Consider the following 25,879-nt stretch of genomic DNA (forward strand, 5'->3'; position numbering starts at 1 on the left):
GTCCGGTCGCCGTCCGCGGTCCTAGCGTGCTGACGTGATCCGTGAACCCTCCCGTGACCTCCGCCGCGACCTGTACGCCGCCGGGGCCGCCGCGCTGCTCGTGGCGGTCGCCGCCGTCCTCGGCACCGCCATCCAGCACCGTGACGGCACCCTCCGCGTCAACTGGCCGCCCCTGCTGGCGCGCTGGGACCCGCATCTCGGCCCCGGCACCCCGGCGGCGCTCGCGGTCGCGGTGGCGGTGGTGGTGTACGGCCCACCGCTCGCCGCCCGACTGCCGTGGCGGGGCCTGCTGTTCACGGCCTGGGGCACGGGCACGGCGTGGATCCTCTCGCTGGCCCTGATCGACGGCTGGCACCGCGGCATCGCCCGCCGCCTGACAACCCGCTACGAATATCTCCAGGTCATCGACCGCTTCCAGGACATCCCGGCCACACTGCGCACCTTCACCGACCACATCCTCCTCGGCTCCCCCGACAACTGGCCGGCGCATGTGGCGGGCCATCCCCCGGCCGCCACGCTCACCTTCGTCTACCTGGACCGGATCGGCCTGGGCGGCGGTGCCTGGGCGGGCATGTGGTGCGTCGTGCTCGGCGCGACGGCCGCGGTCGCGATTCTGGTCACCGTCCGCGCCCTCGCCGACGAACAACTCGCCCGCCGCGCGGCGCCGTTCGTGGTCCTGGCCCCGGGCGCGGTGTGGCTGGGCGCGTCGGCGGACGCGTACTTCGCGGCGGTGGCGACCTGGGCGGTGGCGCTGCTGGCGCTGGCCGTGACCGGCCGGCACACCCCGTGGACGGCCTTCGGCTCGGGCCTGCTGTTCGGCCTGACGCTGTACTTGTCGTACGGCCTGACCCTGTACGCGGTCCTCGCGGCGACGGTCCTGCTGCTGGGCCGGTCCCGGGCCCGCCCCCTGCTGTACGCGATCCCCGGCTTCCTGGTGATCCCGCTGCTCTTCACGGGCTTCGGCTTCTTCTGGTGGGAGGCCTACGACACCCTGGTCACCCGCTACTACCAGGGCGCGGGCGGAGTCCGCCCGCAGTCCTACTGGGTCTGGGCCAACCTGGCCTGCCAGGTCCTGGTGACGGGCCTGGCGACAGCGGCGGGCCTGCGCCGCACAGCCACCACACTCCTGCACGAGAAACGCGGCCCCCGGTTCCGCCTGGCCCTCCTGACCGCCGCCGCCCTGACCGCGATGCTCGTCGCGGACCTGTCGGGCATGAGCAAGGCGGAGACGGAACGCATCTGGCTCCCGTTCGCCCTGTGGCTCATCCCGTCCTGCGCCCACCTGCCGTCCCCGCGCGCCTGGCTGGCGGCCCAGGCGAACCTGGCGCTGCTGATCAACCACCTGCTGTTCACGGGCTGGTGACGCCCTACGGCAACGGCTGCTCCGTCCAGATGATCTTGCCGTGCGGGGTGTACCGCGTGCCCCAGCGCTCGGTGAGCTGGGCCACCAGGAACAGACCGCGTCCGCCCTCGTCCTCGGTGCGGGCGCGGCGCAGCCGCGGGGAGGTGTTGCTGCCGTCGGAGACCTCGCAGATCAGGGCACGGTCGCGCAGCAGCCGGAGCTGGAGGGGGCCGGTGGCGTACCGGATGGCGTTGGTGACCAGTTCGCTGGCGACCAGTTCAGTGGTGAAGGCGAGGTCGGACAGGCCCCAGGCGGCGAGCTGTTCGGTGACCATGGCGCGGGCCCGGGAGACGACGGAGGGGTCGCTGGGCAGGTCCCACTGGGCGACCCGGTCGGACCCGAGGACGTGGGTGCGGGCGACCAGCAGGGCCACGTCGTCGCCGGGGCGGGCCGGGAGCAGGGCGTCGAGGACGGCCTCGCAGGTGTCCTCGGGGCTGCGGCCGGGGTGGGCGAGCACGGTGCGCAGCCGGTCGAGCCCGGCGTCGATGTCGCGGTGCCGGTCCTCGACCAGCCCGTCGGTGTAGAGCACCAGCTGGCTGCCCTCGGCCAGTTCCAGCTCGGCCGTCTCGAACGGCATCCCGCCCAGCCCGAGCGGTGGCCCGGACGGCAGGTCGACGAAGTCCACGGTGCCGTCGGGGGCGACGACCGCGGGCAGCGGGTGCCCGGCGCGGGTGAGGGTGCAGCGCCGGGACACCGGGTCGTACACGGCGAACAGGCAGGTCGCGCCGATGCTCCAGCTCTCCGCCGAGGACTTCTCCAGCGCCCAGCCCTCGCCCCGGTCGAGCCGTCCGACCAGGTCGTCGAGGTGGGTGAGGACTTCGTCGGGCGGCAGGTCGAGGGCGCAGAAGTTGTGCACGGCCGTCCGCAGCCGCCCCATGGTCGCGGCGGCGTGCAGCCCGTGCCCGACGACGTCCCCGACCACCAGCGCCACCCGGGCCCCGGAGAGCGGGACGACGTCGAACCAGTCACCGCCGACCGCGGCCTGCGCGGGCAGGTACCGGTAGGCGACCTCGACCGCGCTCTGCTCGGGCCGCCCCCTCGGCAGCAGGCTGCGCTGGAGGGTGAGGGCGGTGTTGTGCTCGCGGGTGAAACGGCGGGCGTTGTCGATGCACATCGCGGCCCGCCCGCCCAGCTCCTGGGCGAGGGAGAGGTCGTCGCCCTCGAAGGGCTCGGGGTTGGCGCACCGGTAGAAGCTGACCACGCCGAGCGTGGCGCCGCGGGCCCGCAGCGGCACCGTGATCAGGGAGTGCGTCCCGGCCGCGAGCACCCGCTCCAGCCGTACCGGGTCCTGCGCGAACCAGCCCAGCGCCTCCGACAGCACCGGCTCCAGCACCGCCCGCCCGCTCTCCAGACTGCGCGCCTGCGGGGTGGAGCTGACGTACGAGAAGGCGTCGCCGACGTGGTAGAGCCGCGGTTCGTCGTTGCGGCTGCGCAGGGCGACCCGGCGCAGCGGGCTGTCCCCGCCGAGCACCTCCGGCTCCTCGCCGTTCAGCACCGCGTCGGGCAGGTCGACGGCGGCGAAGTCGGCGAAGCGGGGCACGGCGATCTCGGCGACCTCCTCGGCGGTGCGGGTGACGTCGAGGGTGGCGCCGATCCGGATCCCGGCCTCGTGCAGCAGCTCCAGCCGACGGCGGGCCAGCAGGGCGAGCCGTCCGACGCCGGGCTCCCCGACGAGGACCAGTCGCCCGGGGGTGTCACCCGCAGACGGGGACGACACGACATGCGCGGTACCCGGGTGCGGGGTGAGGGCCTGGGCGAGGTCCGCGGTCGGATCGGCCCACGCCATCCGGTGTGTGTGGTCGGCGACGCGGCTGTGGCTCCCCCCTCCGGGCGTGTGCGGGCCCGGCGGATGCCCGGCCGGGGCCCTGGTGCCGACACCGAGGTCGACCGGGGTGGGATGGCCCAGGATGCGGGCCTCGACGACGACACCGGACTCCCCGGACGCGCCGACGACCGGCCGGCGCAGCAGGATGGCGGACCGGCCGCCGGTCAGGTTCACCTCGTCGAGCGTGCGGTGCGGCGAGGCGAGCAGCGCCTCGGCCTTCTCGCGCAGGACGGCCAGGTCGATCCGGCCGAGTCCGGCGACGCCGTCCAGGCCCGCGCCCGTGTCCGCGGTGGCCTGCCGGTAGGCGGCGAGCAGCGCCCGCTCCCGTTCGGTGGAGGCCTCCAGCAGCCGGGCCTCGATGGCCTGGGCGGCCTCCTTGACCAGCCGGAGCATGATCGCGTCGCCGTCGTCGCGCAGGCAGCTCAGGTCCAGGACGGCCTCGATGCGCCCGCTGAGCGGGTCCCGGATCGGGGCGCCCGCGCAGGCGAAGGGCTGCAGACAGTCGGCGAAGTGCTCACGCCCGACGACCTGGACGGGCCCGCGCTCGACGAGTGCGGTGCCGACGCCGTTGGTGCCCGCCGATTCCTCGGACATGTCGAAGCCGGGGGCGAAGTGCACGCTGTCGAGCCGGGCGAGCAGCTCCCGGTTCCCGCCGAGGCGCTTGACCATCCAGCCCTGTCCGTCACAGAGAGCGACGGTGGTACCGAGTTCGGAGAGGGAGTCGGCGAGCTTGCGCAGCACGGGTTCGGCGGCGCGCATGAACCGCTCGTCGAGGGCCACGTCGGGCTCGTAGGGGATGTAGAGCCGCCCCGGTTCCAGACCGGCGGCCCGGCACCGCTTCCAGGACGCCAGCACGGGGTCCCGGACGTCCGAGTCGACGCGGGCGCCGGCGAGGAATCGTTCATGGGCATCGACGAGTCCGCCAATGTCGTCCCAGGCGACGGACAACGGCCTCACTTCCCTCAAGCGATTTCACCCTAGACCCTTTGTGACCCACCTCACAACAGACGGTGAGGCAGGCCGGGGGCCCGCTCGGTGACGTGCCCAGCCTCCACCACGACGGTCCGATGCGCGAGCCGAGCGGTCTGTGGATCATGGGTGATCAGTACGAGGGACAGTCCGGGGCGGTCCGCGGGCAGCCCGGCGAGCAGGTCGAGCAGGGCACGCCGTGTGACCGTGTCGAGCCCGGAGGTGATCTCGTCGCAGACCAGGACCCGGGGCCGGGCGAGCAGGGCGCGGGCAAGGGCGGCGCGTTGCAGCTCACCGCCGGAGAGGGCACCGGGGCGGCGGCGGGCGAGGGCGTGGGTGAGCCCGAGCCGGGCGAAGGTGTCCAGGGCCTCGGCACGCGCCGCGTGCGCGTCGGTGCCGCGCAGGCGGACGGCGGTACGGGCGACCTGGTCCAGCACCGGGCGGTGCTCGTCGAAGGCGGCGCGGGCGTCCTGGAAGACGTACTGGACGGCGGCTAGCCGCTCCCGGTCCCGGTGCCGCAGACTGCGCGGGAGCGGGACGCCGTCGAGCAGGACCGTGCCGTCATGGTGCCGGTGCAGGCCCGCCAGACACCGCCCGAGGGTGGTCTTGCCACTCCCGGACCGCCCGACGACGGCCAGGCACTCGCCCGCCCGCAAGGCAAGCCGGGGCACGCGCAGCACGGGGGTACGGCCGTGCACGGCGGTGAGCTCCCGCACCTCCAGCACGGTCCGCCCGATGCCGTCGCCGTCGGCGGGCGGAATCCCGTCAACGCCACACACGATGCCGTCACCGTCCACGGGCGGGACCCCTTCAGCGCCGGGCCCAATCCCGCCACCGTCCACGGGCAGCACTCCCTCAACGCCGCGCCCGACACCGCCACCGCCACCGCCACCGCCACCGCCCACGGGCAGCACCCCCTCAACGCCGCGCCCAATCCCGCCACCGTCCACGGGCAGCACTCCCTCAACGCCGCGCCCAACACCGCCACCCACAGGCAGCACCCCTTCAGCGCCGCGCCCAACACCACCGCCCACAGGCAGCACCCCTTCAGCGCCGCGCCCAACACCGCCACCCACAGGCAGCACCCCTTCAGCGCCGCGCCCAACACCGCCACCATCCGCGGGCAGGACCCTCTCAACGCCACACCCGATCCCGCCACCGCCCGCGGGCGGGCCCCCCTCTGCGTCGAGCAGCCGCCGCGTCCACTCGTGCCGGGGGGCCCGCCACAGCCGTTCGGTGGGCCCGGACTCGACGACGCGCCCGGCCCGCATCACCAGCACCTCGTCGGCGAGTGCCCGCACCACGTCGAGGTCGTGGCTGAGCAGGACGACGGCGATTCCGCGCGCCGCGACCGCCGCGAACCGCTCCGCGATCTGCCGCTTGGTCTCCGGGTCCTGCCCGGTGGTGGGTTCGTCGGCGACGACGACCCGGGGCCGGGGCAGCAGGGCCTGGGCCAGCACGATCCGCTGCTGCTGTCCGCCGGAGAGCTGGTGCGGATAGCGCCGCAGCAGCGCCTCCCCCTCCGGGAGCCGGGCGTCGGCGAGGGCCTGCTCGATGTCGCCGCGGTCCCGGCCGTGGGCGCGGGCGATGTCCCGCAGCAGCACCCCGACCCGCAGCGCCGGATGGAGCACGGCACCGGGATGCTGCGGCACATACCCCACAGCACCGGGCGCCCGACGCACCTCCCCGCTGACCCGCGCCCCGGCCGGGTACTCGCCCAGCAGGGCGAGCCCGGTGGTGGTCTTCCCGCTCCCGGAGGCCCCGACCAGCGCGACGACCCGGCCGGGCGGCACCCGCAGACGCACCCCGTCCACGAGGGCACGCCCACCGACCTCGACCCGCAGATCCCGGATCTCGGCGACCAGCTCTCGGCTCATGACCGCACCCGGCCCTTCTTCTCCAGCGCCGCGTCGAACAGCAGGTTCACCCCGGTCGTGAGCCCCACGACCAGCACCGCGGGCACCACCACCGCCCACGGCTGGACGAACAGGCCCGTGCGGTTCCGGTCGACCATGACGGCCCAGTCCGCCGCGTCCGGCGCGACACCGACGCCGAGGAAGGCCGCCGTGGAGACCAGGTACAGCACTCCCGTCAGCCGGACGCCGACATCCGCGGCGAGGGTGCGCAGGGCACTGCGGGTGACGTAGGAGACCGCCACCCGCCACCAGCTCTCGCCCTGCATGCGCAGTGCCTCGACGGCGGGCCGGGATGCCGCCTCACCGGCCGCCGCGCGCACGATGCGGGCGGCGTCGGGCACGTTGACCAGGGCGACGAGCAGGGCGAGCCCCACCGCTCCGGGTTCGGTCACGGAGGCCACCAGCAGGATCAGCAGCAGCGACGGCACGGCGAGCAGCACGTCCAGGGGCCGCATCAGCACCTCCTCCAGCCACCGCGCGTGCGTGAGCGCGGCGAGGAGACCCACCGGTACGGCGGCCAGGTAGCTCAGAGCCGTCGCCGCCAGCGCCGTCACCACGACCGTACGGCCGCCCAGCAGCACCTGCCGCCACACGTCCCGGCCGACGAAGTCCGTGCCGAGCCAGTGGCCGTCGCCGACCGCGAAGGACACGGTCCGCGGACCGGGCGGACCGGCGAACAGGGGGCCCAGAAGGGCCAGCGCCAGGGGTACGGCGACCACGACCCCGCCGAGTACGAAGCGGCGGCCGGTCATGCCGCCACCTCCGCCCTCGGCGTCAACCGGTGTGCGATCAGGTCCGCGCCCAGGTTGAGCACGACCGTCAGCACCCCGAACACCACGGCGAGCCCCTGCACGACGGGCACGTCGCGTTCGGCGACGGCATTCAACAGGACCGTTCCCAGGCCGGGGATCACGAACAGGGCCTCCACGACGACGACCCCGCACAGCAGCCAGTCCGCGGTGCGGGCGAGCTGCTGCACGGCCGGGGCGGCGGCCCCGGGCAGGGCGTGCCGCCACAGGATGCGGCGCTCGGGGATGCCGTAGCGGCGGGCGTGGGCGGTGTACGGCGCGGCGAGGGCGTCGACCATCCCGGCCCTGACCAGACGGCTGAGCGAGCACACGGGGCGGGCGAGCAGCACCAGGACCGGCAGGACGAGGGCGGCGGGGTGGCCGAGCAGATCGGTGCCGTAGCCGACGGCGGTGGGCGGCAGCCACGCCAGTCTCAGCGCGAACACCGTCACCAGGAGCACGCCGAGGGCGAACTCGGGCACCGCGTACACGGCCAGGGAGACGGAGCTGATCAGCCGGTCCAGGGCGCCTCCCGCGCGGCGGGCGGCGAGGACGCCGAGGCCGAAGCCGACGGGGACCAGCAGGGCCAGGGTGAGCCCGGCGAGCAGCAGCGTCGGGCCGAACCCGTCGGCGAGGTACCGCGTCACCGGGCGGCCGGACGTGAGGGACGTGCCCAGGTCGCCGTGGAGCAGCCCGGCCGCCCAGTCGGCCAGCCGCTCGTGGGCGGGCCGGTCCAGCTCCAGGGTCTGGCGGAGCGCGGCGATCCGGGCCGGGTCGGGCTGGTCCCCGGCGAGGGCGATCGCCGCGTCGCCGGGGAGCGCCTCGGTGAGCCCGAAGACCAGCAGCACCACGGCCACGGTCTGCACCGCGCCGAGCAGCAGCCGCCGGGCCACGAAGGAACCGGCACTCACGCCAGCCAGACCTTGTCGAACCGCGCCCAGTCGAGCGTGTTGGCGGGCGCGTTCGCCTCAACACCCTTGACGTTCTTCGCCGTTCCGATGATCCAGTCCGCGAACCCCCAGATCAGGAAGCCCCCTTCGGCGTACAGGCGGCGCTGCATCCGCTCGTACAGGGCCGCGCGTTCGGCCTTGTCCCGGGTGGACTGCGCCTGGCGGTAGAGGGTGTCGAAGTCGGCGTGCCGCCAGTGCGTGGCGTTGGTGGTGGAGTCCGTCAGCAGCCGCTGGGAGATGTGCGCCTCGATGGGCATGGCGCCGGACCGGTAGCAGCACAGGGTGCCGGAGTCGAGGATGTCGCTCCAGTAGGAGTCCTTGCTGCCCATACGGACGTCGACGGTGACGCCGGCCTTCGCCGCCTGGTCGCGGAAGATCCCGGCGGCCTCGGTGAATCCGGCGGCCACGGCGGAGGTGTCGAGGCTGACCCGGAGCTTCTCGGCGCCGGCCTTCTTCAGCAGCGCCCTGGCCCGGTCGAGGTCCTGTGTGCGCTGGGGCAGGGAGTCGGCGTAGTACTCGTACCCCTTGCCGAAGAGGTCGTTGCCGATCTGCCCCGCGCCGGAGAGTGCCCCGTCGACCAGCTCCTTGCGGTCGGCGATGAGGAAGAACGCCTCGCGCACCCGTTTGTCGTCGAAGGGCGGGCGGTCGGTCTTCATGCAGAAGGCCTGCATGGCGCTGCCCCGCAGCCGCACCATCTCGATCCGCCCGCGGCCCTGGTGGGCGCGGGCGGTGGTGGGGTTGAGCTCGTGGGCGTACTCGACCTGTCCGCCGAGCAGGGCGTTGACGCGGGCGGACTCCTCGTTGGCGACGACGATCTCCAGCTCGTCGAGGTGGGGGGCGCCCTCCCAGTAGTCGTCGAACCGGCGGAAGAGCGCGGACCGTCCGGGCGCGAACGACACGAACCGGAACGGCCCGGATCCGACCGGCCGGCGGTCGAAGTCGTCGGCGCCCTCGGGCACGATGTACGCCCCGAACGCCGCGAGGACATTGGGGAATTCGGCCGTGGGCCGCTTCAGCACGAACTCCACGGTCCGGTCCCCGACGGCACGGCTGGCGTCGAGGTCGATGGGCTCCAGGGAGGCCTTGGCGCGGAACGCCTGCTTCGGGTCGGCGATCCGGCGGTAGCTGTGCAGGACGTCGCGCGCGGTGACCTGCTTGCCGTTGTGAAAGGTGGCCTGACGGAGCGTCACCTGCCAGCGGTCGAGGCCCTTGTCGGGCTCCCACTTCTCCGCGAGGCGGGGCCGCGCGGACAGGTCGGCGCCGAAGTCGGCGAGCTTGTCGTAGAGGGCCTTGGCGCGGGCGGCGTCGGCGAACAGGTTCGCCTTGTGCGGGTCGAGGGTCTCGCTCGCACCGCCGCCCGCGAAGGCGGCCCGCAGCCGGCCGCCCCGCCTGGTGTTCTTCGGGTCGGTGTCGCCGCCGCTGTCGCAGCCGACGACGGTCAGGGCGGCGGCCCCTGCGGTGGCGGCGAGGAAGCCGCGTCGGCGCAGGCCGGGGAGGCGTTCGTCGTGCATGTCTGTGTCCTCTGGGGGTTGTTCAGGCGGTACGGAGGCGGGCGACCAGGTGCAGCCGGTCGGCGTCGGTCGTCGAGCCGGGCAACCGGCCCTCCCGCCAAGGGGGTTCGGTGCGCGGGCCGGGCCCGTCGTGGAGTTCGAGCACGTCGAAGCCGTGCGCGGTGAGGAAGTGCCGCAGCTCCTGCGGGAACAGCAGCCGCCAGGCGGAGTGCTGCACGAGCGGCGGCGCGCCGTCGTCGGTGGTCCAGACGCGGGTACGGCGCAGGAGTTGGGCGGTGCGGTCGACGGACAGGGTGGTCCTGGACCGGTAGGTGGTGCCCTGCCACCGGAAGGAGTCGGCGGCGGTCCGGTCGAGCAGGTCGGTGCGCCCCAGGAAGTACGCCCCGTTGCGCATCTCGGCGACCAGCAGCCCGCCCCGCTCCAGGGTGCGGCGGCAGGAGGCGAGGAAGCCGTCGAGCTGGGCGTTGGTGTGGCAGTACAGCAGGGTGCTGTCCAGGCAGACCACGGCGTCGTGGGCGGCCCGCCCGAAGTCGAAGCCGTGCAGGTCGGCCCGGACATAGGTGGGCCCGGGGTGATGGCCGCGGGCGTGCGCGAGCATGGCCTCGGAGCGGTCGGCGCCGGTGACAACACGGCCGCAGGCGTGCAGGTGGGCGGCGTCGCGGCCGGTGCCGCAGCCCATGTCCAGCACGCGCGGCCCGGCGCCGTGGCGGCGCAGGCAGTCCTCGGCCCACCGCCCGGCGAGCCGCTCGGGGTCGGGGAACCGGGCCTCGTACAGGGCCGGGTGATCGGTCAGCAGATTTCCGCCGCTCACACGCGACTCCGTTCCGTCTCGGCAGGCAGCACACCGCGTCGGTACAGCCGGGCCACCCCGGCCGCGGAAGCGAGTCCGAGGGCGGCGCAGCACAGCCACGGCAGCCGTTCGCCGGTGTCCATCGCCCAGCCGACGCCCGCGCTGCCGGCCGCGGCCGCGATGCCGGAGACGACGTAGAAGACACCGAAGTACGTGCCGGTCAGCTCGGGGCGGCCGAAGCGGGGGATGAGGGCCATGACGAAGGGGGAGGCGATCATCAGGCCGAGGTAGAGCAGCAGGGCGCTCAGCAGGACCGCGAGCGGACTGCCGGCAAGTGGCGGGAGGAAGGCCGGCGGCGGGAGGAAGGCCAGGCCCATCACCGCGAGGCCCACGGCGATCCAACGCGTGCTGTCACCACGGGACTTGAGGGAGCGCGTGATCCGCATCTGGAGCGCGAGGTTGGCGAGCGTGCCGACGAGGAAGACCAGTCCCGCCGCCCCGTCCCAGCCGGTGGCCCGGCGGGCGCCCTCGGGCAGCAGCAGGTAGAGCTGGTTCTCCAGGGTGAACATGCCGACCGTGGCCAGCGCGAAGGCCAGGAACGCCCGGTTGCCGAGCACTTCGCGCCAGTCCCCGAGGACCCCGCGCTCGCTCGGTGCCACGTCACGGGAGGGCAGCACCAGGGCCTGTGCCACGGTCAGGACGGCGAAGATCGCGGCGGCGGTCAGCGCGGAGGCGCGGAAGCCGACCAAAAGCAGCGCGCTGCCCAGCAGGGGCCCGATCAGCGCGCCGGTCGTGGCGAACACGTTGAACAGCGCGAAGGCCTCCGCCTTCCGCTCCCCCGCCTCCTGCGCGAGGTAGGCCCGGACGGCCGGGTTGAACAGCGCCCCCGCGAGCCCGCTGAGCACGGACGCGGCGAGCAGCACCGCCAGGGAGTCGCCGAGCGCGAACAGGCCGAAGCCGACCGTCCGCAGGGCGCATCCGGCGATGATGATCCCGCGCGCGCCGAGCCGGTCGGCTGCCGAGCCGCCGACGACGAACAGGCCCTGCTGACTGAGGTTGCGCACCCCGAGGACCACCCCGACGACAGCCGCCGACAGGCCCAGATGGTCGGTGAGGTGGGTGGCGAGGTAGGGGACGAGGAGGTAGAAGCCGGTGTTCACGCCGAGCTGATTGACCAGCAACAGGCGTACGGCGAAGGGGAACCGGCGTATCTCATGCCAGGTCTTCACACGTCACCCCCAGCCCCGGCCGCCCGCTCGCGCGGACGAGTCCGTCGGCGCCGCCGATGCCGGTCCACGGGTCGTGGGCAAGCAGTAGATGGCCGTCGAGGTCGGCCCAGCGGGCGCGGTCGGCGAGGTGCACGGCGGGCGCCAGACCGAGGCTGCTGGCGGTGAGACAGCCGAGCATCAGCTCCGTGCCGCTGCCCCGGAGGGCGTCGGCGATCCGCAGCGCGGCGTGCACACCGCCGCACTTGGCGAGCTTGACGTTGACGCCGTGCACCCGTCCGGCCAGCCTGCGGGCGTCGTCGAGGCTCACGGCGTCCTCGTCCGCGATGACCGGCAGCGGCGACTTCGCGGCGAGCGCGGCCAGCGCGTCGGGGTCGCCGGGCGGGATCGGCTGCTCGACGGCCTCGACGCCGAGGGCGGCATAGCGCGGCAGCAGCGCGGCGGCCTGCGCCGGGCTCCACGCCCCATTGGGGTCCAGCAGCAGTCGTACGCCCGGTGCGGCGTCGCGGATGACGCGCACCCGCTCGATGTCCTCCTCCGGATCGGGGGTGCCCGCCTTGACCTTGACGATCCCGAAGCCGCGCGCGGCGAGCCCGCGGGCCTCGGCGGCGGCACGGGTGAGCGAGGTGATGCCGATGGTCCGGGCGGTGGCGGCGACCGGTGTGACGGCGGTGCCGAGCAGCCGGTGCACGGGCACTTCGGCGCGCTTGCCGACCAGGTCGAGCAGCGCGGCCTCCACGGCGGCGGTAACCGCCGCGGGCGTCTCGGCGGGCGTCCACTCCCCTTCCCGCAGGGCTTCCAGCGCGCTCTCCGGGTCGGCGAACCGATCGAGGCCGACGCCGTGGAGCAGCCGCCGCAGGGTGCCCGCGTCGAGACCGTAGTACGCACTGCTGACGGCCTCGCCGTACCCGAGGACGCCGTCGTGCTCGACGGTCAGCCAAACGGCGTCGCGGGCGGTCATGGTGGAGCGGGAGATGCGCAGCGGCTCGGCGAGTTCGAGCCGTACTGTGCGCGAACAGGCCTTCACCGTATGCCTTTCATGGGGTCGGTGACCCGGGTGCAGCGCGCCCAGCCGACGGCCTCGGCGGCGTACGGGTGCGGTATCTCCACGGGCCGGGTGGCCGCGCCGGACAGGTCCAGGCCGTGCGCGGCGGCGAAGTCGTCGTCGTAGACGGTGCCGAGGTAGCGGTGCGGCCCGTCCGGGAAGACGGTCGCGACGACCGCGCCGGGGTTGACCCGGGCGGCCCAGGCGGCGACGCGGGCGGCGGCGCCGGTGCTCCAGCCGCCGCTGACGAAGCTCCCCCGGGCCAGCCGCCGGCAGGTGTCGACGGCCTCGGCGGGGCCGACCCAGTGCACCTCGTCGAAGGCGTCGTAGGCGACATTGCGCGGGTGGATGCTGCTGCCGAGGCCGCGCATCAGCCGACTTCTGGCGGGCTGCCCGAAGATGGTGGAGCCGGTGGCGTCGACGCCGATGAGCCTGAGCGCGGGCCAGTGGCGGCGCAGGGGTCCGATCACGCCCGCGCTGTGGCCGCCGGTGCCGACGCTGCACACCAGGATGTCCAAGTGGTCGAGCTGGGTGCCGAGTTCGGCGGCGAGGGAGGCGTATCCGGCCGTGTTGTCGGGGTTGTTGTACTGGTCGGGCCAGTAGGCGCCGGGGAGTTCGGCGAGGAGTTCCCGCAACCGGGCGAGCCGCGCGGCCTGCCAGCCGCCCTGCGCGGCGGGCCGCTCGGCCAGCTCCAGGCGGACACCGTACGCGCACAGCAACTGCCGCATGGACGGCTCCAGTTCGGCGTCCCCGACCAGCACGACCGGATGCCCGAGCGCCTGCCCGGCGAAGGCGAGCCCGACCCCGAGGGTGCCGGAGGTGGACTCCACCACCGGTGCGCCCGGCGCCAGTTCGCCGCGCTCGCGCGCCCCGAGCAGCATGGACACCGCGGCCCGCGCCTTCATGCCGCCCGCTGCGAGCCCTTCCAGCTTGGCCCAGAACCCGGGGTGCGCCGCGGGCAGCTCGGCGGTGATCCGGACGACGGGGGTACGCCCGACCAGGTCGAGCAACTCCCGCCGCCCCGTGGGCCGTACGGCCGTCGCGGTCAGCGCGGTCATCGTCGGCCTCCCGTGCCGCGGTACCGGTGGACGACACCGGGCCCGCCGTCGAGCCAGAAGAAGGGGTACGGCTCCGCGCACACCGCGCTCACGCCGTGCCCCAGGAAGTGCGGCAGCACCGCGCTGCCGGTCTGGGCGAACATCACCAACTGCTTTCCGTGCCGCACCGCGTGCTCCCGCAACGGCTCGAAGGTGCCGTTGCCCAGGGTCATCCCGGAGACCAGCAGCGCGTCACAGCCGTCGGCGGCGGCCAGGGCGTCCCGGACGACCGGCTCACCCCACTCGGTCGTGCCGCCCTTCAGGTCGCACGGCACATAGCCGAGTCCGCGCGAACGCAGCGCCTCCAGCAGGGAGTTGACGACACCGACGACGAGCACCGTGTCCCCTGCGGGCAGGTCGAGCAGCTCGACGACGGCCCGTGCACGCGTCCGGGACTTCTCCAGCGAGGTCCCGGACGGCAGCGGCACACTGTCGGCGCCGTTGGCCGGGGTGTGCGGGACGGTGTGCATGAGGTAGGCGTCCAGCGCGGCCACCCGTACCGGCTCCAGCGGATGGTCCAGCAGCCCGGCGACATCGGCGCCGACGCAGTCGTCGAGCGCGTGCTCGGGCAGCGCCCCGGGTTCGACGGCACAGGAGCCGACGGCCCCGGCGAGGCGCAGGCTGAGCACCTCGTTGCGGTAGCCGGTGCCCCGCCCGTCGTGCCGTACGGCCTGCCGGGTGGTGAAGGCGACGGCGATCCGCAGGTCCGCCGGATCGGGCCCGAGGGCGCCCGCGCGGACGCGGTCGAGGAGTGCGGAGTACGGCGTCATCGGACGACCAGCCCCGCCCGTACCCCGGCGAGCAGCGCCTCGACCCGCTTGCGGGCGCCGAGCCCTTCGGGGTCGCCGGCCATCACATGCCCGAGGTAGTCGTTGTTGCTGCCCGCCGCCCGTACGGCCCGCCCCGGCTCGGCGAGCTGCACCTCCAGCACCCCGTCCGCGTCGGCGAGCCCGTCCGCGGCCAGCGTTTCGAGGGTGCCGGTGCGGTCGGGGACCAGGAAGCCGATGGCGGCACTGCGCAGCCCCGTGTCGGCGCCGCGCAGGTCGGGGGTGTCGCCGAGGGCGAGGTCGACGCGGGCGGCGGCGAGGTCGACGCCGGTGACATGGCGGACGAGTTCGGTGATGCGGTTGCCGGCCGGGCGAGGGTTGACCTCGACGACACGCGGTCCGTCGGCGGTGAGCCTGATCTCGGTGTGCGCGACGACGCCGTCGGTCAGGCCGAGCGCGGTGAGCGCGGCCACGGCGGTGTGCCGTATCGCCTCGGTGTCGGCCGGGGCGAGGTCGGCGGGGAACATGTGGCCGGTCTCGATGAAGGCGGGGGCGCCGCCGAGGCTCTTGTCGGTGACACCGACGACATGCACCGCGCCGCCGCAGGAGACGGTCTCCACGCTCACCTCGGGTCCGTCGAGCAGTTCCTCCAGGAGGACCAGGGGCGAGCGTTCCTGGCCGCGCGCGTTGACGGGGAAGGCGTGGAGGGCGCGTACGGCGTCGGCGAGCTGTGCCTCGTCGTCGACGCGGCGGACGTACATCCCCGCGCACAGGTCGACCGGCTTGACGACCAGCGGGTAGCCGATCTCCTTCGCGGCACGGGCGAGTTCGGGCCAGTCCTGGTGGACGGCGTGGCGCGGCTGCGGCAGTCCGGCGGCGGCGAGGACACGGCGGGTGGCGTCCTTGCGGCAGGCGTCGGCCACCGCCTCGGGGCGCGGTCCGGGCAGGCCGAGGTGCGCGGCGAGCCGGGCGACGGTGGGCAGGTAGTAGTCGCAGGAGGTGAGCACCCCGTCGAAGCCGAGCACGCCGTGCAGCCGCGCGGCGACGGCGAGCAGGGCGTCGGCGTCGTTGGTGTCGGCGGTGATCACATGGCGGGCGCCGAGCAGCGGGTGCGCGGTCCCCTCGGGCGCCTCGCGCAGGTAGTGGTGCAGGTCCCTGGTCAGGAACGTGAACTCGTGTCCGCCCTCCCGTATCGCACGCGGCAGCAGCCTGCTCATCGAGCCGACCCAGCTCTCGACCACCAGCAGATGACCCACGGCTCCCCTTTTCACGGCGCGGTTGGAGGCAGCCCGAGCGAGCCCCCGCTCGGGGCGGGAGGCCGGGCTGTGCGCCGCACACGCTAATCGATAATGAATCTCATTGTCATCTGCGGGCCGGGGTTCACCGCTGTGAAGGTCCTGTGACGCAGGACACGTGTGATCGCCGGAAGTTTTACCCGCACGAATGATTGTTCCGCGCGGTCCGCACGTATCTCTTGACGTCCGAGCCTTACGCCTCAGGAGGTCAAATGCGCTTGTCGCGCAGCACGGCGGGAACCGTCTTCGTCGGCGGCGCCCTGGTGCTCACCCTCTCCGCCCTCGCCTATCCGACGATGCTCGGGGTGCAGAAGACGTCGTCCGACACCTCGCGCATCATCGCCAACACCCAGTACGGGCCGTTGACGGAGGCGGACCGCGACTTCGTGGTGAAGGTGCGGTCGGCCGGGCTGTGGGAGTACCCGCTGGGCGAGATGGCGATGGAGCGCGGCACCACGGCGGCGATGAAGGAGGCGGGCAAGCACCTGGTCGTCGGACACGCCGGCCTGGACGAACTGTGCCGAAAGATCGCGCCCGAGCTGGGCGTGACGCTGCCCAACCAGGCCAGCCCCCAGCAGCAGCAGTTCGTGGCGACGATCGACTCCAAGAACGGCAAGGAGTTCGACTCCACGGCCGTGAACATCATGCGCGTCACGCACGGCCAGATCTTCCCGGCCATCGCCAAGATCCGCGCCAACACCCAGAACACGCTGGTCAGGCAGCTCGCGGACCTGGCCAATGACACGGTTCTGGACCACATCACGGTGCTGGAGAAGACCGGTCTGGTCAATCAGGAGCAGGTCATCTTCCAGCAGACCGCCGACCCGAAGCTGCCGCAGGACCAGACGACCCCGCCCCCTCCGCAGCCCGGCTCTCCGGTCCTCGTGCTCAAGCCTCGCCCGGACCTGAACATCAACACCGCCTCCCCGCAGCCGAACCCGAGCGGCACGGTGCGCTGAGAAGCGCGCGGGTGGACGCGCGGGCGGGAACCGAGCACCGGCCCGCGCGCCACACCCCGTTCAACCGCTCCCCCTGCCGTTGCGTACGCCCTGCTCAACCGGCCTTCCGGCCATTGCGTACGCCCTGTTCAGCCGGTCTTCCAGCCGTTGCGGGTGTCGACGCGCGCCCACTCGGCCTCCCACTGGTCGAGCCGGCGGCGCTCCATGAGCTGCCGGACGCCCCAGAGGCAGCCGAGGACGACACCGGAGGCGCACAGGGCGGCCAGGGTGCCCCCGGAGGCGGAGTGCAGCGCGATCTCGCCGCCGCTCAGGGGCTCGGAGGTGATCCGGCCACTGTCATCGGTCCAGACCTCGACGGTGGCCCCCTTCTTGGCGTTGGGCAGGACCCGTGCCTCGTCGGTGTGGGTCCGCCCGTCGGGGCCGGTCCAGCGCACCGTCGCCCACACCCGGTAGTCGGCCGGGACCCGCGCGGGCGCCTTGCCGGCCGTGTCCTCCATCAGCACCGCGGACACCTGCCGACTGCGCTCGCGCTGCTCCTCGGCGGCCCGTTCCACCGCGCCGACCGCGGCCAGGCCCGCGACCACCCCGCCCACCAGGGCGAGCAGCCATCCGGCCAGCACCACCCACGCCTCGACGAGATCGCAGCGCCGCCTGAGCGGACTGCGCCGCCACCGCCACATCCGTACTCGCTCGCACCGTGTCTCAGCCACTGGCCGACACCCCCTGGAGAGCACCGACAGCACATACCCAGTGTGCGCCTGTCCGCCCGATGCCGCCCCGGACGGGTTCCCGACCTGTTCTGTCGACGAATGGACGGGAGTGGCCGAAAATCGACTGTCTTCGGCCCCCTTACTGTCCAAGGGGCGTGCGAGGAAAGTCAGTTCGCTTAAGTTGGGCACCACCTGATCACCATCAGCCGATCACCACGCCACAGCAGGAGGCAGCACCGTGTCGGACGTCGATCCCCAGATCCGCGCGTCGATGGAGATACGCGCCCGCATCGACACGACGAAGCCGCACTCGGCGCGCTTCTGGAACTACTTCGTCGGCGGCAAGGACAACTACGAGGTCGACCGAGAGATCGGCGACCACATCAAGGAGATCTTCCCCGGGCTGGTCGACGTAGCCGTCACCAGCAGGCACTTCCTGGGCCGCGCGGTGCGCCACCTCGCCGGGGAGCAGGGGATCCGCCAGTTCCTGGACATCGGCACCGGCCTGCCCACCGCCGACAACACCCACGAGGTCGCCCAGCGCGTCGCGCCGGACGCGCGGATCGTCTACGTCGACAACGACCCGATCGTGCTGGCCCACGCCAACGCCCTGCTCACCAGCACCCCGGAGGGCAAAACCGCGTACCTGGACGCCGACCTGTACGACCCGAAGTCGGTGCTGGAGGCCGCGTCGGAGACCCTGGACCTGTCCCAGCCGGTCGCGCTGATGATCCTCAACACCCTGGGCCATGTCGAGGAGCACGCCAAGGCCGTCGAGCTGATCCAGCAGCTGATGGCGGGCCTGCCCTCGGGCAGCTACCTGGTGATCAGCGACAGCACCGCCACCAGCGAGGGCATGATCGCCGCGTCGGAGGCCTACAACTCCAGCGGCGCCGTTCCGTACTACGTCCGCCCGGTCGAGGAGATCGCCGCCTTCTTCGACGGCCTCGACCTGGTCGATCCCGGCGTCGTGCAGGTCACCAAGTGGCGCCCGGACGGCACGGGCCCCGAGGACATCGCCGTGGACGCCTACTGCGGTGTGGGCCGCAAGGCCTGATCACGCCCCCACGCGACCGGCCAGCCAGGGCGTCAGGTGAACGCCCGGGATCAGCTCCTTGTACGTCTCGTCCCCGGGCAGCGGCACGACGAGCCACTGCCCGGGCGGGAACAGCCGCCCCTTGACCCGGGCGAGCCCGCGGTACAGGGAGGTCAGGAACGCGGGAACGGAGTCCCGGGGCACGTCGTGGAATTCCACCCCCTCGACGGTGATCCGGGCGTCGCCCTCCGGAAACAGCCGAACGTCCACGTCGGGCGCCCCGCCCAGCTCCACCAACGCCTCGTGCGGCAGCGATCCGTCGGGGTCCAGTACGGCGAACAGCTCCGCCGACGTCCGCCGCGAAGTCCGGTCCGCCCCGATGTCGTCGGTGACGGCCATACTCACCCCGAACTCCTCCGCGATCGCGCGGATGGCCTGGACAGCGGCCTCGGTGGTCGGCAGACAGTCTCTCTCCATGCCTTGATCATGCCGGACAAATCCCCTAGAGGTCTAGACCTCCAGGGGGTGCCCTCTCAGACCCCCGTCTCCGGCTCCTCCGGCGGCTCGGTCGGCGTGGGCAGCGGCCGGCCGAACAGCACCGCCCGCGCCACCCTCGGCGCGAACAGCGCCGAGACCGGGCGGGACAGGGACAGCACTTCCCGGAACGCCGCGCCCACCACCGGATCACCAGGAGACCGCTCCTGGACGCGGCGCAGGTACCACTCCGCGAAGCGGTCCGCGGAGCCGCCGTCGACGGCGTTGCCGAGCGCGCCCGGCATCTTCCGGTCCGCCCCCGCCGAGATGTCCCAGGCCTGCCGGGACGCCGCGAGCAGTGCCCGCTGGACCCGGCGCGTCGTGGGCGTGCGGCGCGGGTCGGTGAGCGCGTCGCGCAGGGCGACCGCGCTCATCGCGGCGGCGGCCATGCCCTGGCCGTAGATCGGGTTGAAGGTGCACAGCGCGTCGCCGGTGGCGAGGAACCCGGCGGGCGGGCCGGGCAGGTCGTAGCGGCGGCGGATGTTGGCGGTGCGGCGGTAGCCGAAGGGCGCGGACAGCGGCTCGGCCTCGGCCATCCAGCGGTCCAGGAGCGGGTGGCCGAGCCGCTTGGCGTAGGCCGTGAACTCGTCCGGGTCCGTGGGCGGTTCGTCGCCGCGCAGCCCGGAGACGATCACCAGGTGGCTGCCGTCCTCCAAGGGCAGCGCACCGCCGCTGTTCGTCTGGGTCGGGCTGGGGTAGACGTAATAACCGGTCGTCCCGCCGTCGAGCACGCCCTTCGGGCCCCGGTAGACGCGGGAGGCGTACGCCAGCCCCGTGTCGAGGGTCTCCTCGTGCGGCGGTACCGCGCCGATCCCGGCCAGCCACTGCGGGGCCTTCGTACCGCTGCCGGAGGCGTCCACGACCAAGTCCGCCTCCAGCGCCCGGGGTTCGGCTCCGCGCGCCTCACCGGACCGCTCCCGCACCAGCACGCCCCGCACCCGCGAGGCGTCCCCGAGGAGCCCGACCACCTCGGTGCCCTGGACGGTGTCGATCAGCGGGTTGGCGAGAACCCGACGTCGAACCAGGTCCTCCAGTTGTGCCCGGGACCCGGTGTAGATGTACACCTGGGCCGGCAGCCGGCGCAGCCAGCGCCCGGCCTGCCAGAGCACCATGTCCGACGGCATGCCCACGTACGGCGAGCCCGACTCCCGCAGTTCGGCGAGGAAGCCCGGCAGCAGCGCCTCCAGCGCCGACTGCCCGCCCTGGAGCAGCACATGGGGGTGGCGCCCCTGCGGCACCCCCGCCCGTGGCTCGGGTCCCTCGGGATACCGGTCCCGCTCGATCACGGTCACCCGGTCGGCATGCCCGGCCAGCACCTGCGCCGCGAGCAGCCCCGCGAGGCTGCCGCCCACGACCACCGCATGCCGTCCACCCGAACGTCCCGCCCGCACGGCAGAATTCACCGGCCCACTCCTTGGTCACCCCGACACCGATACGCCGTCAAGTATCCAGCGGTACGGGCCGGGTCGACCGAGTTTCGGCCCTTCCGGGCCGCCGGATCACTCCTGCGTGGGCGTCAGTCGCAGCGAGATGCTGTTGATGCAGTACCGCTGGTCCGTGGGGGTCGGATAGCCCTCGCCCTCGAAGACATGGCCGAGGTGGGAGCCGCAGCGGGCGCAGCGGACCTCGGTGCGGACCATGCCGTGGGAGGTGTCGGTGAGCAGCTCCACCGCGTCCGTGTCCTTCGGGTCGTAGAAGGAGGGCCAGCCGCAGTGGGACTCGAACTTCGTGTCCGAGGTGAACAGTTCGGCACCGCAGGCGCGACAGGAGTACACGCCCTTGGTCTTGGTGTCGGTGTACTCACCGGTGAACGCGGGCTCGGTGCCGGCCTGCCGGAGTACGGCGTACTCGGCCGGGGTCAGCTCCGCGCGCCACTGCTCGTCCGGCTTCTCGACGTCGTACGACATGAGCCTCAGCTCCTCACTGCGACAGGCGGTCAAGGATCAGCGGGCCGAGCTCCGTCACGTCACCCGCGCCCATGGTGAGAACGAGATCGCCCGGCTTCGCCATTCCCGCCACCGCTCCGGCCACCTCCGCCTTGTCGTGGACCGGCGTGACGTCCGCGCCGGCGGCCCGCGCCGCGTCGATGATCAGCTCGCTGGTGATGCCGGGGATCGGGTCCTCGCGCGCCGGGTAGATGTCCAGGACCAGCGAGGCGTCCGCGAGCGCCAGGGACTGGCCCATCTCCTTGCCCAGCTCCTGGGTGCGGGAGAAGAGGTGGGGCTGGAAGACGACGAGGATGCGGGCGTCCCCGGCGGCGGCACGCATGGCCTCCAGGTCGGCCGTCATCTCGGTCGGGTGGTGCGCGTAGGAGTCGATGACCTGCACTCCGGCGGCCTCGCCCTTGAGCTGGAGGCGGCGCTTGACGCCGGTGTAGGCGGCGAGCGCGGGGGCCAGCTCGGCGGCGGGGATGCCGAGGGCGGCGCCCGCGGCGAGGGCGGCGACGGCGTTGTGCGCGTAGTGGCGGCCGGGGACGGAGACGGTGAAGGTGAGCTCCTGGCCGTCCAGCAGCACGGTCACCTCGCTCTTCAGGCCCTGCGCGACCACGGACAGCACCCGCACATCGGCGTCCGCCGCCTCGCCGTACGTCACCACCCGCACGTCCCGCACGCGACGGGTCAGCTCGCGGGCGCCCTCGTGGTCGGCGGAGATCACCAGCGTGCCGCCGGGGACGATCCGGCCCGCGAAGGTCTCGAAGGACTCGTAGATCTCGTCCATCGAGGCGTAGTTGGCGTGGTGGTCCAGCTCCACGTTGAGCACGATCGCCACCTCGGGCGCGTACTTGTGGAAGCTGCGGTCCGATTCGTCGGCCTCGGCGACGAAGATCTCGCCCTCGCCGTGCAGGGCGTTGGAGCCGGGCTCGTCCAGGTCGCCGCCGATGGCGTAGGACGGGTTCAGGCCCAGTTCGCCCAGCGAGACCGCCAGCATCGAGGTGGTGGTGGTCTTGCCGTGGGTACCGGCCACGGCGATCGGCCGCAGCCCGTCCATCAGCGCGGCCAGCGCGTCGGAGCGGTGCACCACCGGGATGCCCAGCTCGGCGGCGCGGGCCAGCTCGGGGTTGTCGGCGCGGATCGCCGACGACACGACGACACAGCTCGCGTCGTCGGCGAGGTGCTCGGCGGCGTGCCCGATGTGCACGGTCGCGCCCAGCCCCCGCAGCGCCTCGGCGGTCGCGGAGTCCTTGGCGTCGCTGCCGGCCACCGCGGCCCCGCGCTGCGCGAGGATCTTCGCGATGCCCGACATCCCGGCGCCGCCGATGCCGATGAAGTGCGGTCGGTCCATGGCGGAGGGAAGGCCGGGTGCCATGTGCATATCTCCCAAGATCCGGTACGACGACTGAAGGCGCCCGCGAGCGGTCGCGCCCCAAGCCTATGGGGTGCCGGGAGCGGGGCGCGCCGAGCCTCGGGGGCGCCGGGAGAGCCGGTCGGGCTACTCCTTGCTGTGCGAGAAGAGCTTCAGCACGGGTACCCCCACCTTGTGCCGGGCCCGGGAGGCCCAGTCGCGGTGGAAGAACTCCTCCACGTAGTGCGGATCGGTCAGCACGATCACCTCGTCCGCCCCGGTCTCCTCGACCAGCGATCTGAGCGCGTCCAGCGGGTGGTCCTCGACCAGACGTCCGTCCGCCTCGCTGCCGGAGGCCCGCAGTGCCTGCAGGGAGACCTCCAGGGCCCGCTCACCGAAGCTCTTCGCCTCCTCGCCCTCCGGGGTGTCCCCCTCGCGCGCCGCCTCGTCCAGCTCACCGAGCGCCACGTCGTCGATGGCCCGCAGCAGGCGATCGGCCTGGTCACCACGCGGCTGGAGCAGCACGTGGAAGGAGACCTGCTCGTCCCCGTGCAAGGTGGTGACGAACTCCACGTCCGCGGACGTCAGGGCCTTCTCGATCATCAAAACGCTTCTGAACACCAGGCGCCCCTTCTCCCGCGGGACCGGTCGCGGCCCCGCGGAAACCATCCTGCCCCGTGCTCGCACGGGGACTACGAGTTTTAGTGTGCCGTCCGGTGACTAAACGGAATGACCCATTCCGCCGTTGTCGGGAACAGATGTCGAAGCCGTCACCCGCAGGTCGGCATGTCCGCCCGTATCCAGTGCTCAGGCCTGCCGGCTCCGCCCGTATCCCCTGATCAGGCCCGTCGGCTCCGCCCGTACCGGGTGAACAGAAACCCCTCCTCCTCCAGCAGGGACACCAGTGCGAATCGATGGGGCACCTCGACCCCCGGCCCCCCGGCGATCCGCTGCGCGTCCCCGGCGGTGAGCGTCGGGGACACCGTCAGACACAGCTCGTCGAGCACATCGGCGGCCACGAACTGCCCGAGCAGCCTCGGCCCGCCCTCGGTCAGCAGCCGCCGGTACCCCAGCCCGGCGAGCCCCTGCACCGCGCGTGCGGGCTCCACGCCGACGCCGTCCCCGGCGAACACCACCCTGGCGCCCGCCTTCTCCGCCTCGGCGACCCGGTGCGGGGCCGCCCCGGCGCCGGTGAGGATCACCGTCGGCACCAGCGGCGAGGTGAACAGCGGAAGCGAGAAGTCCAGGTCGAGGCCCGCGGTGACGACCGCGACGGCCGGGGCGGGCGCCTGCCCGGCGGCCTGTCGCCGCTCCGCGAACTCCGCCCGCGCCCGGGCGGGCCGGTACCCCTCCTGCCGTACCGTTTCCGCACCCACCACCACGACATCCGCCAGCGCCCGCAGGGTGCCGAAGATCCGCATGTCGGCGGCGCAGGAGATGGGCTGCGACTTGCCGTCGTGCTGGGCCGCCCCGTCGAGGGTGGACACCATGTTGGCGCGCAGGAAGGGCCCGTCGGTGTCCGGACAGGCGTAGGCCTCGGCCAGCTCGTCCAGGCTCCACTCCCGGTCCGTCGTCGCGCGTTCGAGTGTCTGATCGGTCACAGGGAACAGCTGTCGCATGCCGGAAGTGTTCCACGGTGAGGGGGACAAGGCCCCACGAGGGCGGCACCCGTCCGGTCCGCCCGCCGCCGCACGCCGGACCGCGCTTCTCGGCCACCCCCTAAAATCGGTGAACGTGTCCTCCACTCCCACCGCCGGCGAAACATCCATAGCCGAAGCGACCCCCGTCTCCCTCTGCTCCCGCGAGCCGCACGTCCCCGCGGACCGGCTGGTGGCCGAGATGGTTCCCCCGCCCCGCTTCGACTCGGTCCGTTTCGGCACCTACATCCCCGACCCGGACCAGCCGAGCCAGACGGAGGCGGTCCAGGTCCTGGAGACGTTCTCGGCGGGCCTCGGCGGGGCGCACGCGGTGGGCGGCGGCAAGCGCGGCTTCTTCGGCTTCGGCCGCTCCAAGGCGCCCAAGGCCGCGCCCGGCCCCCGGGGCGTCTACCTGGACGGCGGCTACGGCGTGGGCAAGACCCACCTGCTGGCCTCCCTGTGGCACGCCACCCCGGCCGAGCCCGCGCTCAAGGCGTTCGGCACCTTCGTGGAGCTGACCAATCTGGTCGGCGCCCTGGGCTTCCAGCAGACGGTGAAGACCCTCTCCGGGCACCGCCTTCTGTGCATCGACGAGTTCGAGCTGGACGACCCGGGCGACACCGTGCTGGTCTCCACCCTGCTCGGCAAGCTGGTGGACGCCGGGGTCGCGCTCGCCGCCACCTCCAACACCCTGCCCGGCAAGCTCGGCGAGGGCCGGTTCGCGGCCGCCGACTTCCTGCGCGAGATCCAGGGCCTGTCGGCGCACTTCCGGCCGCTGCGCATCGACGGCGAGGACTACCGGCACCGGGGCCTGCCCGAGGCACCGGCGCCGTTCAGCGACGAGCAGGTGACGAAGGCCGCGTACGCCACGCCGGGCGCCTCCCTCGACGACTTCCCGAGCCTGCTGGAGCACCTGTCCAGGGTCCACCCCAGCCGGTACGGCGCCCTGACCGACGGGGTCAGCGCGGTGTGCCTGACGGACGTGCGCCCGGTCCCGGACCAGTCGACGGCCCTGCGGCTCGTCGTCCTCGCGGACCGGCTCTACGACCGGGAGGTGCCGGTCCTGGCCTCGGGCCTGCCGTTCGACCAGCTGTTCAGCGAGGAGATGCTGAAGGGCGGGTACCGCAAGAAGTACTTCCGCGCGATCTCCCGCCTCACCGCGCTGGCCCGCGACGCGAAGGGCCTCACCGAGGCGCCCTGACGCCCGGCGGGCCACCGGATCCCGGAAATCCGGCCGCGCGGACCGCCTTACCCCCATTCGGGCATATCGTGGCAAGTGGGGTGCCTTGCGGGGCTCTGGGCGGGAGGCTCGTCATGCTCGAAGCAGTCCTGGTGGCGGCCGTCGCGGCGGCTTCGGCGAGCGCGGTCTACTTCGCCGCCGCGGCCCGGGTGGTCAAGCAGTACGAGCGCGGGGTCGTGCTGCGCCTCGGCAGGCTCCGGGGCGACGTGCGGGAGCCGGGGTTCACGACGATCGTTCCGGTGGTGGACCGGCTGCACAAGGTGAACATGCAGATCGTCACCATGCCGGTCCCGGGCCAGGAGGGGATCACGCGGGACAACGTGACCGTGCGGGTGGACGCGGTCGTGTACTTCAAGGTCGTGGACCCGGCGAGCGCGCTGATCAAGGTGGAGGACTACCGGTTCGCGGTCTCCCAGATGGCCCAGACCTCGCTGCGGTCGATCATCGGCAAGAGCGAGCTGGACGACCTGCTCTCCAACCGCGAGAAGCTCAACGAGGGCCTGGAGCTGATGATCGACAGTCCGGCCGTGGGCTGGGGCGTGCAGGTCGACCGGGTCGAGATCAAGGACGTCTCCCTGCCGGAGGCCATGAAGCGGTCCATGGCCCGCCAGGCCGAGGCCGACCGCGAACGCCGCGCCCGCGTCATCAACGCCGACGCCGAACTCCAGGCGTCCAAGAAGCTCGCCGAGGCCGCCCAGCAGATGGCCGACACCCCCGCCGCACTCCAATTGCGCCTGCTCCAGACGGTGGTGGCCGTGGCGGCCGAGAAGAACTCCACGCTGGTGCTGCCGTTCCCGGTGGAGCTGCTGAGATTCCTGGAAAAGGCCCAGCAGCAGCCGCTCGAACGCCCCGAGGGAGGCTGAACACGCTCTACGCGCGTGGTTCACCAGACGGGAACCA

Annotated in this window: 23 protein-coding genes; 5 read left to right on the forward strand and 18 right to left on the reverse strand. The window is 73.1% G+C overall.

Features of this window, described 5'->3' with window-relative positions:
* The first annotated feature begins 34 nt into the window (after window positions 1–34).
* The gene (locus ACZ7L7_RS30365) at window positions 35–1,363 is read left to right on the forward strand and encodes a hypothetical protein (protein WP_471593068.1); all 1,329 of its coding nucleotides are present in this window, start codon (window positions 35–37) and stop codon (window positions 1,361–1,363) included.
* A gap of 4 nt (window positions 1,364–1,367) precedes the next feature.
* Here the strand turns inward: ACZ7L7_RS30365 and ACZ7L7_RS30370 are convergent, their stop codons facing one another.
* Genes ACZ7L7_RS30370 through ACZ7L7_RS30420 form a run of 11 tightly spaced genes read right to left on the reverse strand, consistent with a single transcriptional unit; the run spans window position 1,368 to window position 15,542 of the window.
* Complete coding sequence (locus ACZ7L7_RS30370) at window positions 1,368–4,175, reverse strand: SpoIIE family protein phosphatase (protein WP_472077675.1); 2,808 nt, start codon at window positions 4,173–4,175, stop codon at window positions 1,368–1,370.
* A gap of 50 nt (window positions 4,176–4,225) precedes the next feature.
* Window positions 4,226–6,073, reverse strand: a complete 1,848-nt coding sequence (locus tag ACZ7L7_RS30375; protein WP_472077676.1) for an ABC transporter ATP-binding protein — start codon at window positions 6,071–6,073, stop codon at window positions 4,226–4,228.
* Window positions 6,070–6,864 (reverse strand): ABC transporter permease, encoded by a 795-nt coding sequence (locus tag ACZ7L7_RS30380; RefSeq protein ID WP_472077677.1) that lies wholly within the window; start codon window positions 6,862–6,864, stop codon window positions 6,070–6,072. Before ACZ7L7_RS30380 ends, ACZ7L7_RS30375 begins: the two co-directional genes overlap by 4 nt.
* Window positions 6,861–7,811, reverse strand: coding sequence for an ABC transporter permease (locus tag ACZ7L7_RS30385; protein WP_471593071.1), 951 nt, complete (start codon window positions 7,809–7,811; stop codon window positions 6,861–6,863). Before ACZ7L7_RS30385 ends, ACZ7L7_RS30380 begins: the two co-directional genes overlap by 4 nt.
* Window positions 7,808–9,361, reverse strand: coding sequence for an ABC transporter substrate-binding protein (locus ACZ7L7_RS30390; RefSeq protein WP_472077678.1), 1,554 nt, complete (start codon window positions 9,359–9,361; stop codon window positions 7,808–7,810). The genes ACZ7L7_RS30385 and ACZ7L7_RS30390 overlap by 4 nt, the downstream gene beginning before the upstream one ends.
* 22 nt (window positions 9,362–9,383) lie before the next feature.
* Window positions 9,384–10,172: a class I SAM-dependent DNA methyltransferase gene (locus tag ACZ7L7_RS30395; protein WP_471430903.1), complete on the reverse strand. Its 789-nt coding sequence runs from the start codon at window positions 10,170–10,172 to the stop codon at window positions 9,384–9,386.
* Window positions 10,169–11,380 carry an MFS transporter gene (locus ACZ7L7_RS30400; protein WP_453600870.1) on the reverse strand — a complete coding sequence of 404 codons (1,212 nt, stop codon included), beginning with the start codon at window positions 11,378–11,380 and terminating at the stop codon, window positions 10,169–10,171. The genes ACZ7L7_RS30395 and ACZ7L7_RS30400 overlap by 4 nt, the downstream gene beginning before the upstream one ends.
* A complete protein-coding gene (locus tag ACZ7L7_RS30405; protein ID WP_285515819.1) occupies window positions 11,364–12,404 on the reverse strand; it encodes an enolase C-terminal domain-like protein in 1,041 nt (346 codons plus the stop codon). Before ACZ7L7_RS30405 ends, ACZ7L7_RS30400 begins: the two co-directional genes overlap by 17 nt.
* Window positions 12,401–13,471 (reverse strand): PLP-dependent cysteine synthase family protein, encoded by a 1,071-nt coding sequence (locus ACZ7L7_RS30410; RefSeq protein WP_285515841.1) that lies wholly within the window; start codon window positions 13,469–13,471, stop codon window positions 12,401–12,403. The genes ACZ7L7_RS30405 and ACZ7L7_RS30410 overlap by 4 nt, the downstream gene beginning before the upstream one ends.
* A 5-nt stretch (window positions 13,472–13,476) precedes the next feature.
* Window positions 13,477–14,289, reverse strand: coding sequence for a Rossmann-like domain-containing protein (locus tag ACZ7L7_RS30415; protein WP_285515820.1), 813 nt, complete (start codon window positions 14,287–14,289; stop codon window positions 13,477–13,479).
* The gene (locus ACZ7L7_RS30420; protein ID WP_472077679.1) at window positions 14,286–15,542 is read right to left on the reverse strand and encodes an ATP-grasp domain-containing protein; all 1,257 of its coding nucleotides are present in this window, start codon (window positions 15,540–15,542) and stop codon (window positions 14,286–14,288) included. The genes ACZ7L7_RS30415 and ACZ7L7_RS30420 overlap by 4 nt, the downstream gene beginning before the upstream one ends.
* Before the next feature lie 251 nt (window positions 15,543–15,793).
* Here ACZ7L7_RS30420 and ACZ7L7_RS30425 point away from each other — a divergent pair, with 251 nt between their 5' ends.
* Window positions 15,794–16,540 (forward strand): DUF4142 domain-containing protein, encoded by a 747-nt coding sequence (locus ACZ7L7_RS30425; RefSeq protein ID WP_285515822.1) that lies wholly within the window; start codon window positions 15,794–15,796, stop codon window positions 16,538–16,540.
* 128 nt (window positions 16,541–16,668) lie between these two features.
* On the opposite strand, the gene ACZ7L7_RS30430 is transcribed toward ACZ7L7_RS30425, so the two are convergent.
* On the reverse strand, window positions 16,669–17,250 hold the full coding sequence (locus ACZ7L7_RS30430; RefSeq protein ID WP_285515823.1) for an Rv1733c family protein: 582 nt from the start codon (window positions 17,248–17,250) through the stop codon (window positions 16,669–16,671).
* A gap of 271 nt (window positions 17,251–17,521) precedes the next feature.
* Between ACZ7L7_RS30430 and ACZ7L7_RS30435 the strand changes: the two genes are divergently transcribed.
* Window positions 17,522–18,307, forward strand: a complete 786-nt coding sequence (locus tag ACZ7L7_RS30435) for an SAM-dependent methyltransferase (RefSeq protein WP_453600920.1) — start codon at window positions 17,522–17,524, stop codon at window positions 18,305–18,307.
* Here the strand turns inward: ACZ7L7_RS30435 and ACZ7L7_RS30440 are convergent, their stop codons facing one another.
* The 6 genes from ACZ7L7_RS30440 to ACZ7L7_RS30465 all read right to left on the reverse strand — a co-directional run bounded on the left by ACZ7L7_RS30440 (window position 18,308) and on the right by ACZ7L7_RS30465 (window position 23,721).
* Window positions 18,308–18,763 (reverse strand): hypothetical protein, encoded by a 456-nt coding sequence (locus ACZ7L7_RS30440; protein ID WP_472077680.1) that lies wholly within the window; start codon window positions 18,761–18,763, stop codon window positions 18,308–18,310.
* A gap of 56 nt (window positions 18,764–18,819) precedes the next feature.
* Window positions 18,820–20,172 (reverse strand): FAD-dependent oxidoreductase, encoded by a 1,353-nt coding sequence (locus tag ACZ7L7_RS30445; RefSeq protein WP_453600923.1) that lies wholly within the window; start codon window positions 20,170–20,172, stop codon window positions 18,820–18,822.
* A gap of 147 nt (window positions 20,173–20,319) precedes the next feature.
* Complete coding sequence (gene msrB, locus ACZ7L7_RS30450) at window positions 20,320–20,727, reverse strand: peptide-methionine (R)-S-oxide reductase MsrB (RefSeq protein ID WP_453600879.1); 408 nt, start codon at window positions 20,725–20,727, stop codon at window positions 20,320–20,322.
* Between the two features lie 13 nt (window positions 20,728–20,740).
* Entirely contained in the window at window positions 20,741–22,126 is a 1,386-nt protein-coding gene (gene murC, locus ACZ7L7_RS30455; protein WP_285515826.1) for a UDP-N-acetylmuramate--L-alanine ligase, read from the reverse strand.
* Window positions 22,127–22,249: 123 nt separating this feature from the next.
* Window positions 22,250–22,705, reverse strand: coding sequence for an indole-3-glycerol phosphate synthase (locus tag ACZ7L7_RS30460; RefSeq protein WP_285515827.1), 456 nt, complete (start codon window positions 22,703–22,705; stop codon window positions 22,250–22,252).
* Window positions 22,706–22,941: 236 nt separating this feature from the next.
* Window positions 22,942–23,721 (reverse strand): pyrimidine reductase family protein, encoded by a 780-nt coding sequence (locus ACZ7L7_RS30465; RefSeq protein ID WP_453600885.1) that lies wholly within the window; start codon window positions 23,719–23,721, stop codon window positions 22,942–22,944.
* A gap of 115 nt (window positions 23,722–23,836) precedes the next feature.
* Here ACZ7L7_RS30465 and zapE point away from each other — a divergent pair, with 115 nt between their 5' ends.
* On the forward strand, window positions 23,837–24,940 hold the full coding sequence (gene zapE, locus ACZ7L7_RS30470; protein ID WP_453600888.1) for a cell division protein ZapE: 1,104 nt from the start codon (window positions 23,837–23,839) through the stop codon (window positions 24,938–24,940).
* Between the two features lie 113 nt (window positions 24,941–25,053).
* Window positions 25,054–25,842: a slipin family protein gene (locus ACZ7L7_RS30475; protein ID WP_285515830.1), complete on the forward strand. Its 789-nt coding sequence runs from the start codon at window positions 25,054–25,056 to the stop codon at window positions 25,840–25,842.
* The last annotated feature ends 37 nt before the right edge of the window (window positions 25,843–25,879 follow it).

The sequence above is a fragment of the Streptomyces sp. NPDC110618 genome (assembly GCF_055657065.1).

Coding starts and splice junctions, on each gene's coding strand:
- ACZ7L7_RS30375 (WP_472077676.1), bottom strand. CDS start 6,073: ATGAGCCGAGAGCTGGTCGCCGAGATCCGGGATCTGCGGGTCGAGGTC.
- ACZ7L7_RS30380 (WP_472077677.1), bottom strand. CDS start 6,864: ATGACCGGCCGCCGCTTCGTACTCGGCGGGGTCGTGGTCGCCGTACCC.
- ACZ7L7_RS30390 (WP_472077678.1), bottom strand. CDS start 9,361: ATGCACGACGAACGCCTCCCCGGCCTGCGCCGACGCGGCTTCCTCGCC.
- ACZ7L7_RS30415 (WP_285515820.1), bottom strand. CDS start 14,289: ATGACGCCGTACTCCGCACTCCTCGACCGCGTCCGCGCGGGCGCCCTC.
- ACZ7L7_RS30425 (WP_285515822.1), top strand. CDS start 15,794: ATGCGCTTGTCGCGCAGCACGGCGGGAACCGTCTTCGTCGGCGGCGCC.
- ACZ7L7_RS30435 (WP_453600920.1), top strand. CDS start 17,522: ATGGAGATACGCGCCCGCATCGACACGACGAAGCCGCACTCGGCGCGC.
- ACZ7L7_RS30440 (WP_472077680.1), bottom strand. CDS start 18,763: ATGGAGAGAGACTGTCTGCCGACCACCGAGGCCGCTGTCCAGGCCATC.
- msrB (WP_453600879.1), bottom strand. CDS start 20,727: ATGTCGTACGACGTCGAGAAGCCGGACGAGCAGTGGCGCGCGGAGCTG.
- murC (WP_285515826.1), bottom strand. CDS start 22,126: ATGGCACCCGGCCTTCCCTCCGCCATGGACCGACCGCACTTCATCGGC.
- ACZ7L7_RS30460 (WP_285515827.1), bottom strand. CDS start 22,705: ATGATCGAGAAGGCCCTGACGTCCGCGGACGTGGAGTTCGTCACCACC.
- ACZ7L7_RS30465 (WP_453600885.1), bottom strand. CDS start 23,721: ATGCGACAGCTGTTCCCTGTGACCGATCAGACACTCGAACGCGCGACG.
- ACZ7L7_RS30475 (WP_285515830.1), top strand. CDS start 25,054: ATGCTCGAAGCAGTCCTGGTGGCGGCCGTCGCGGCGGCTTCGGCGAGC.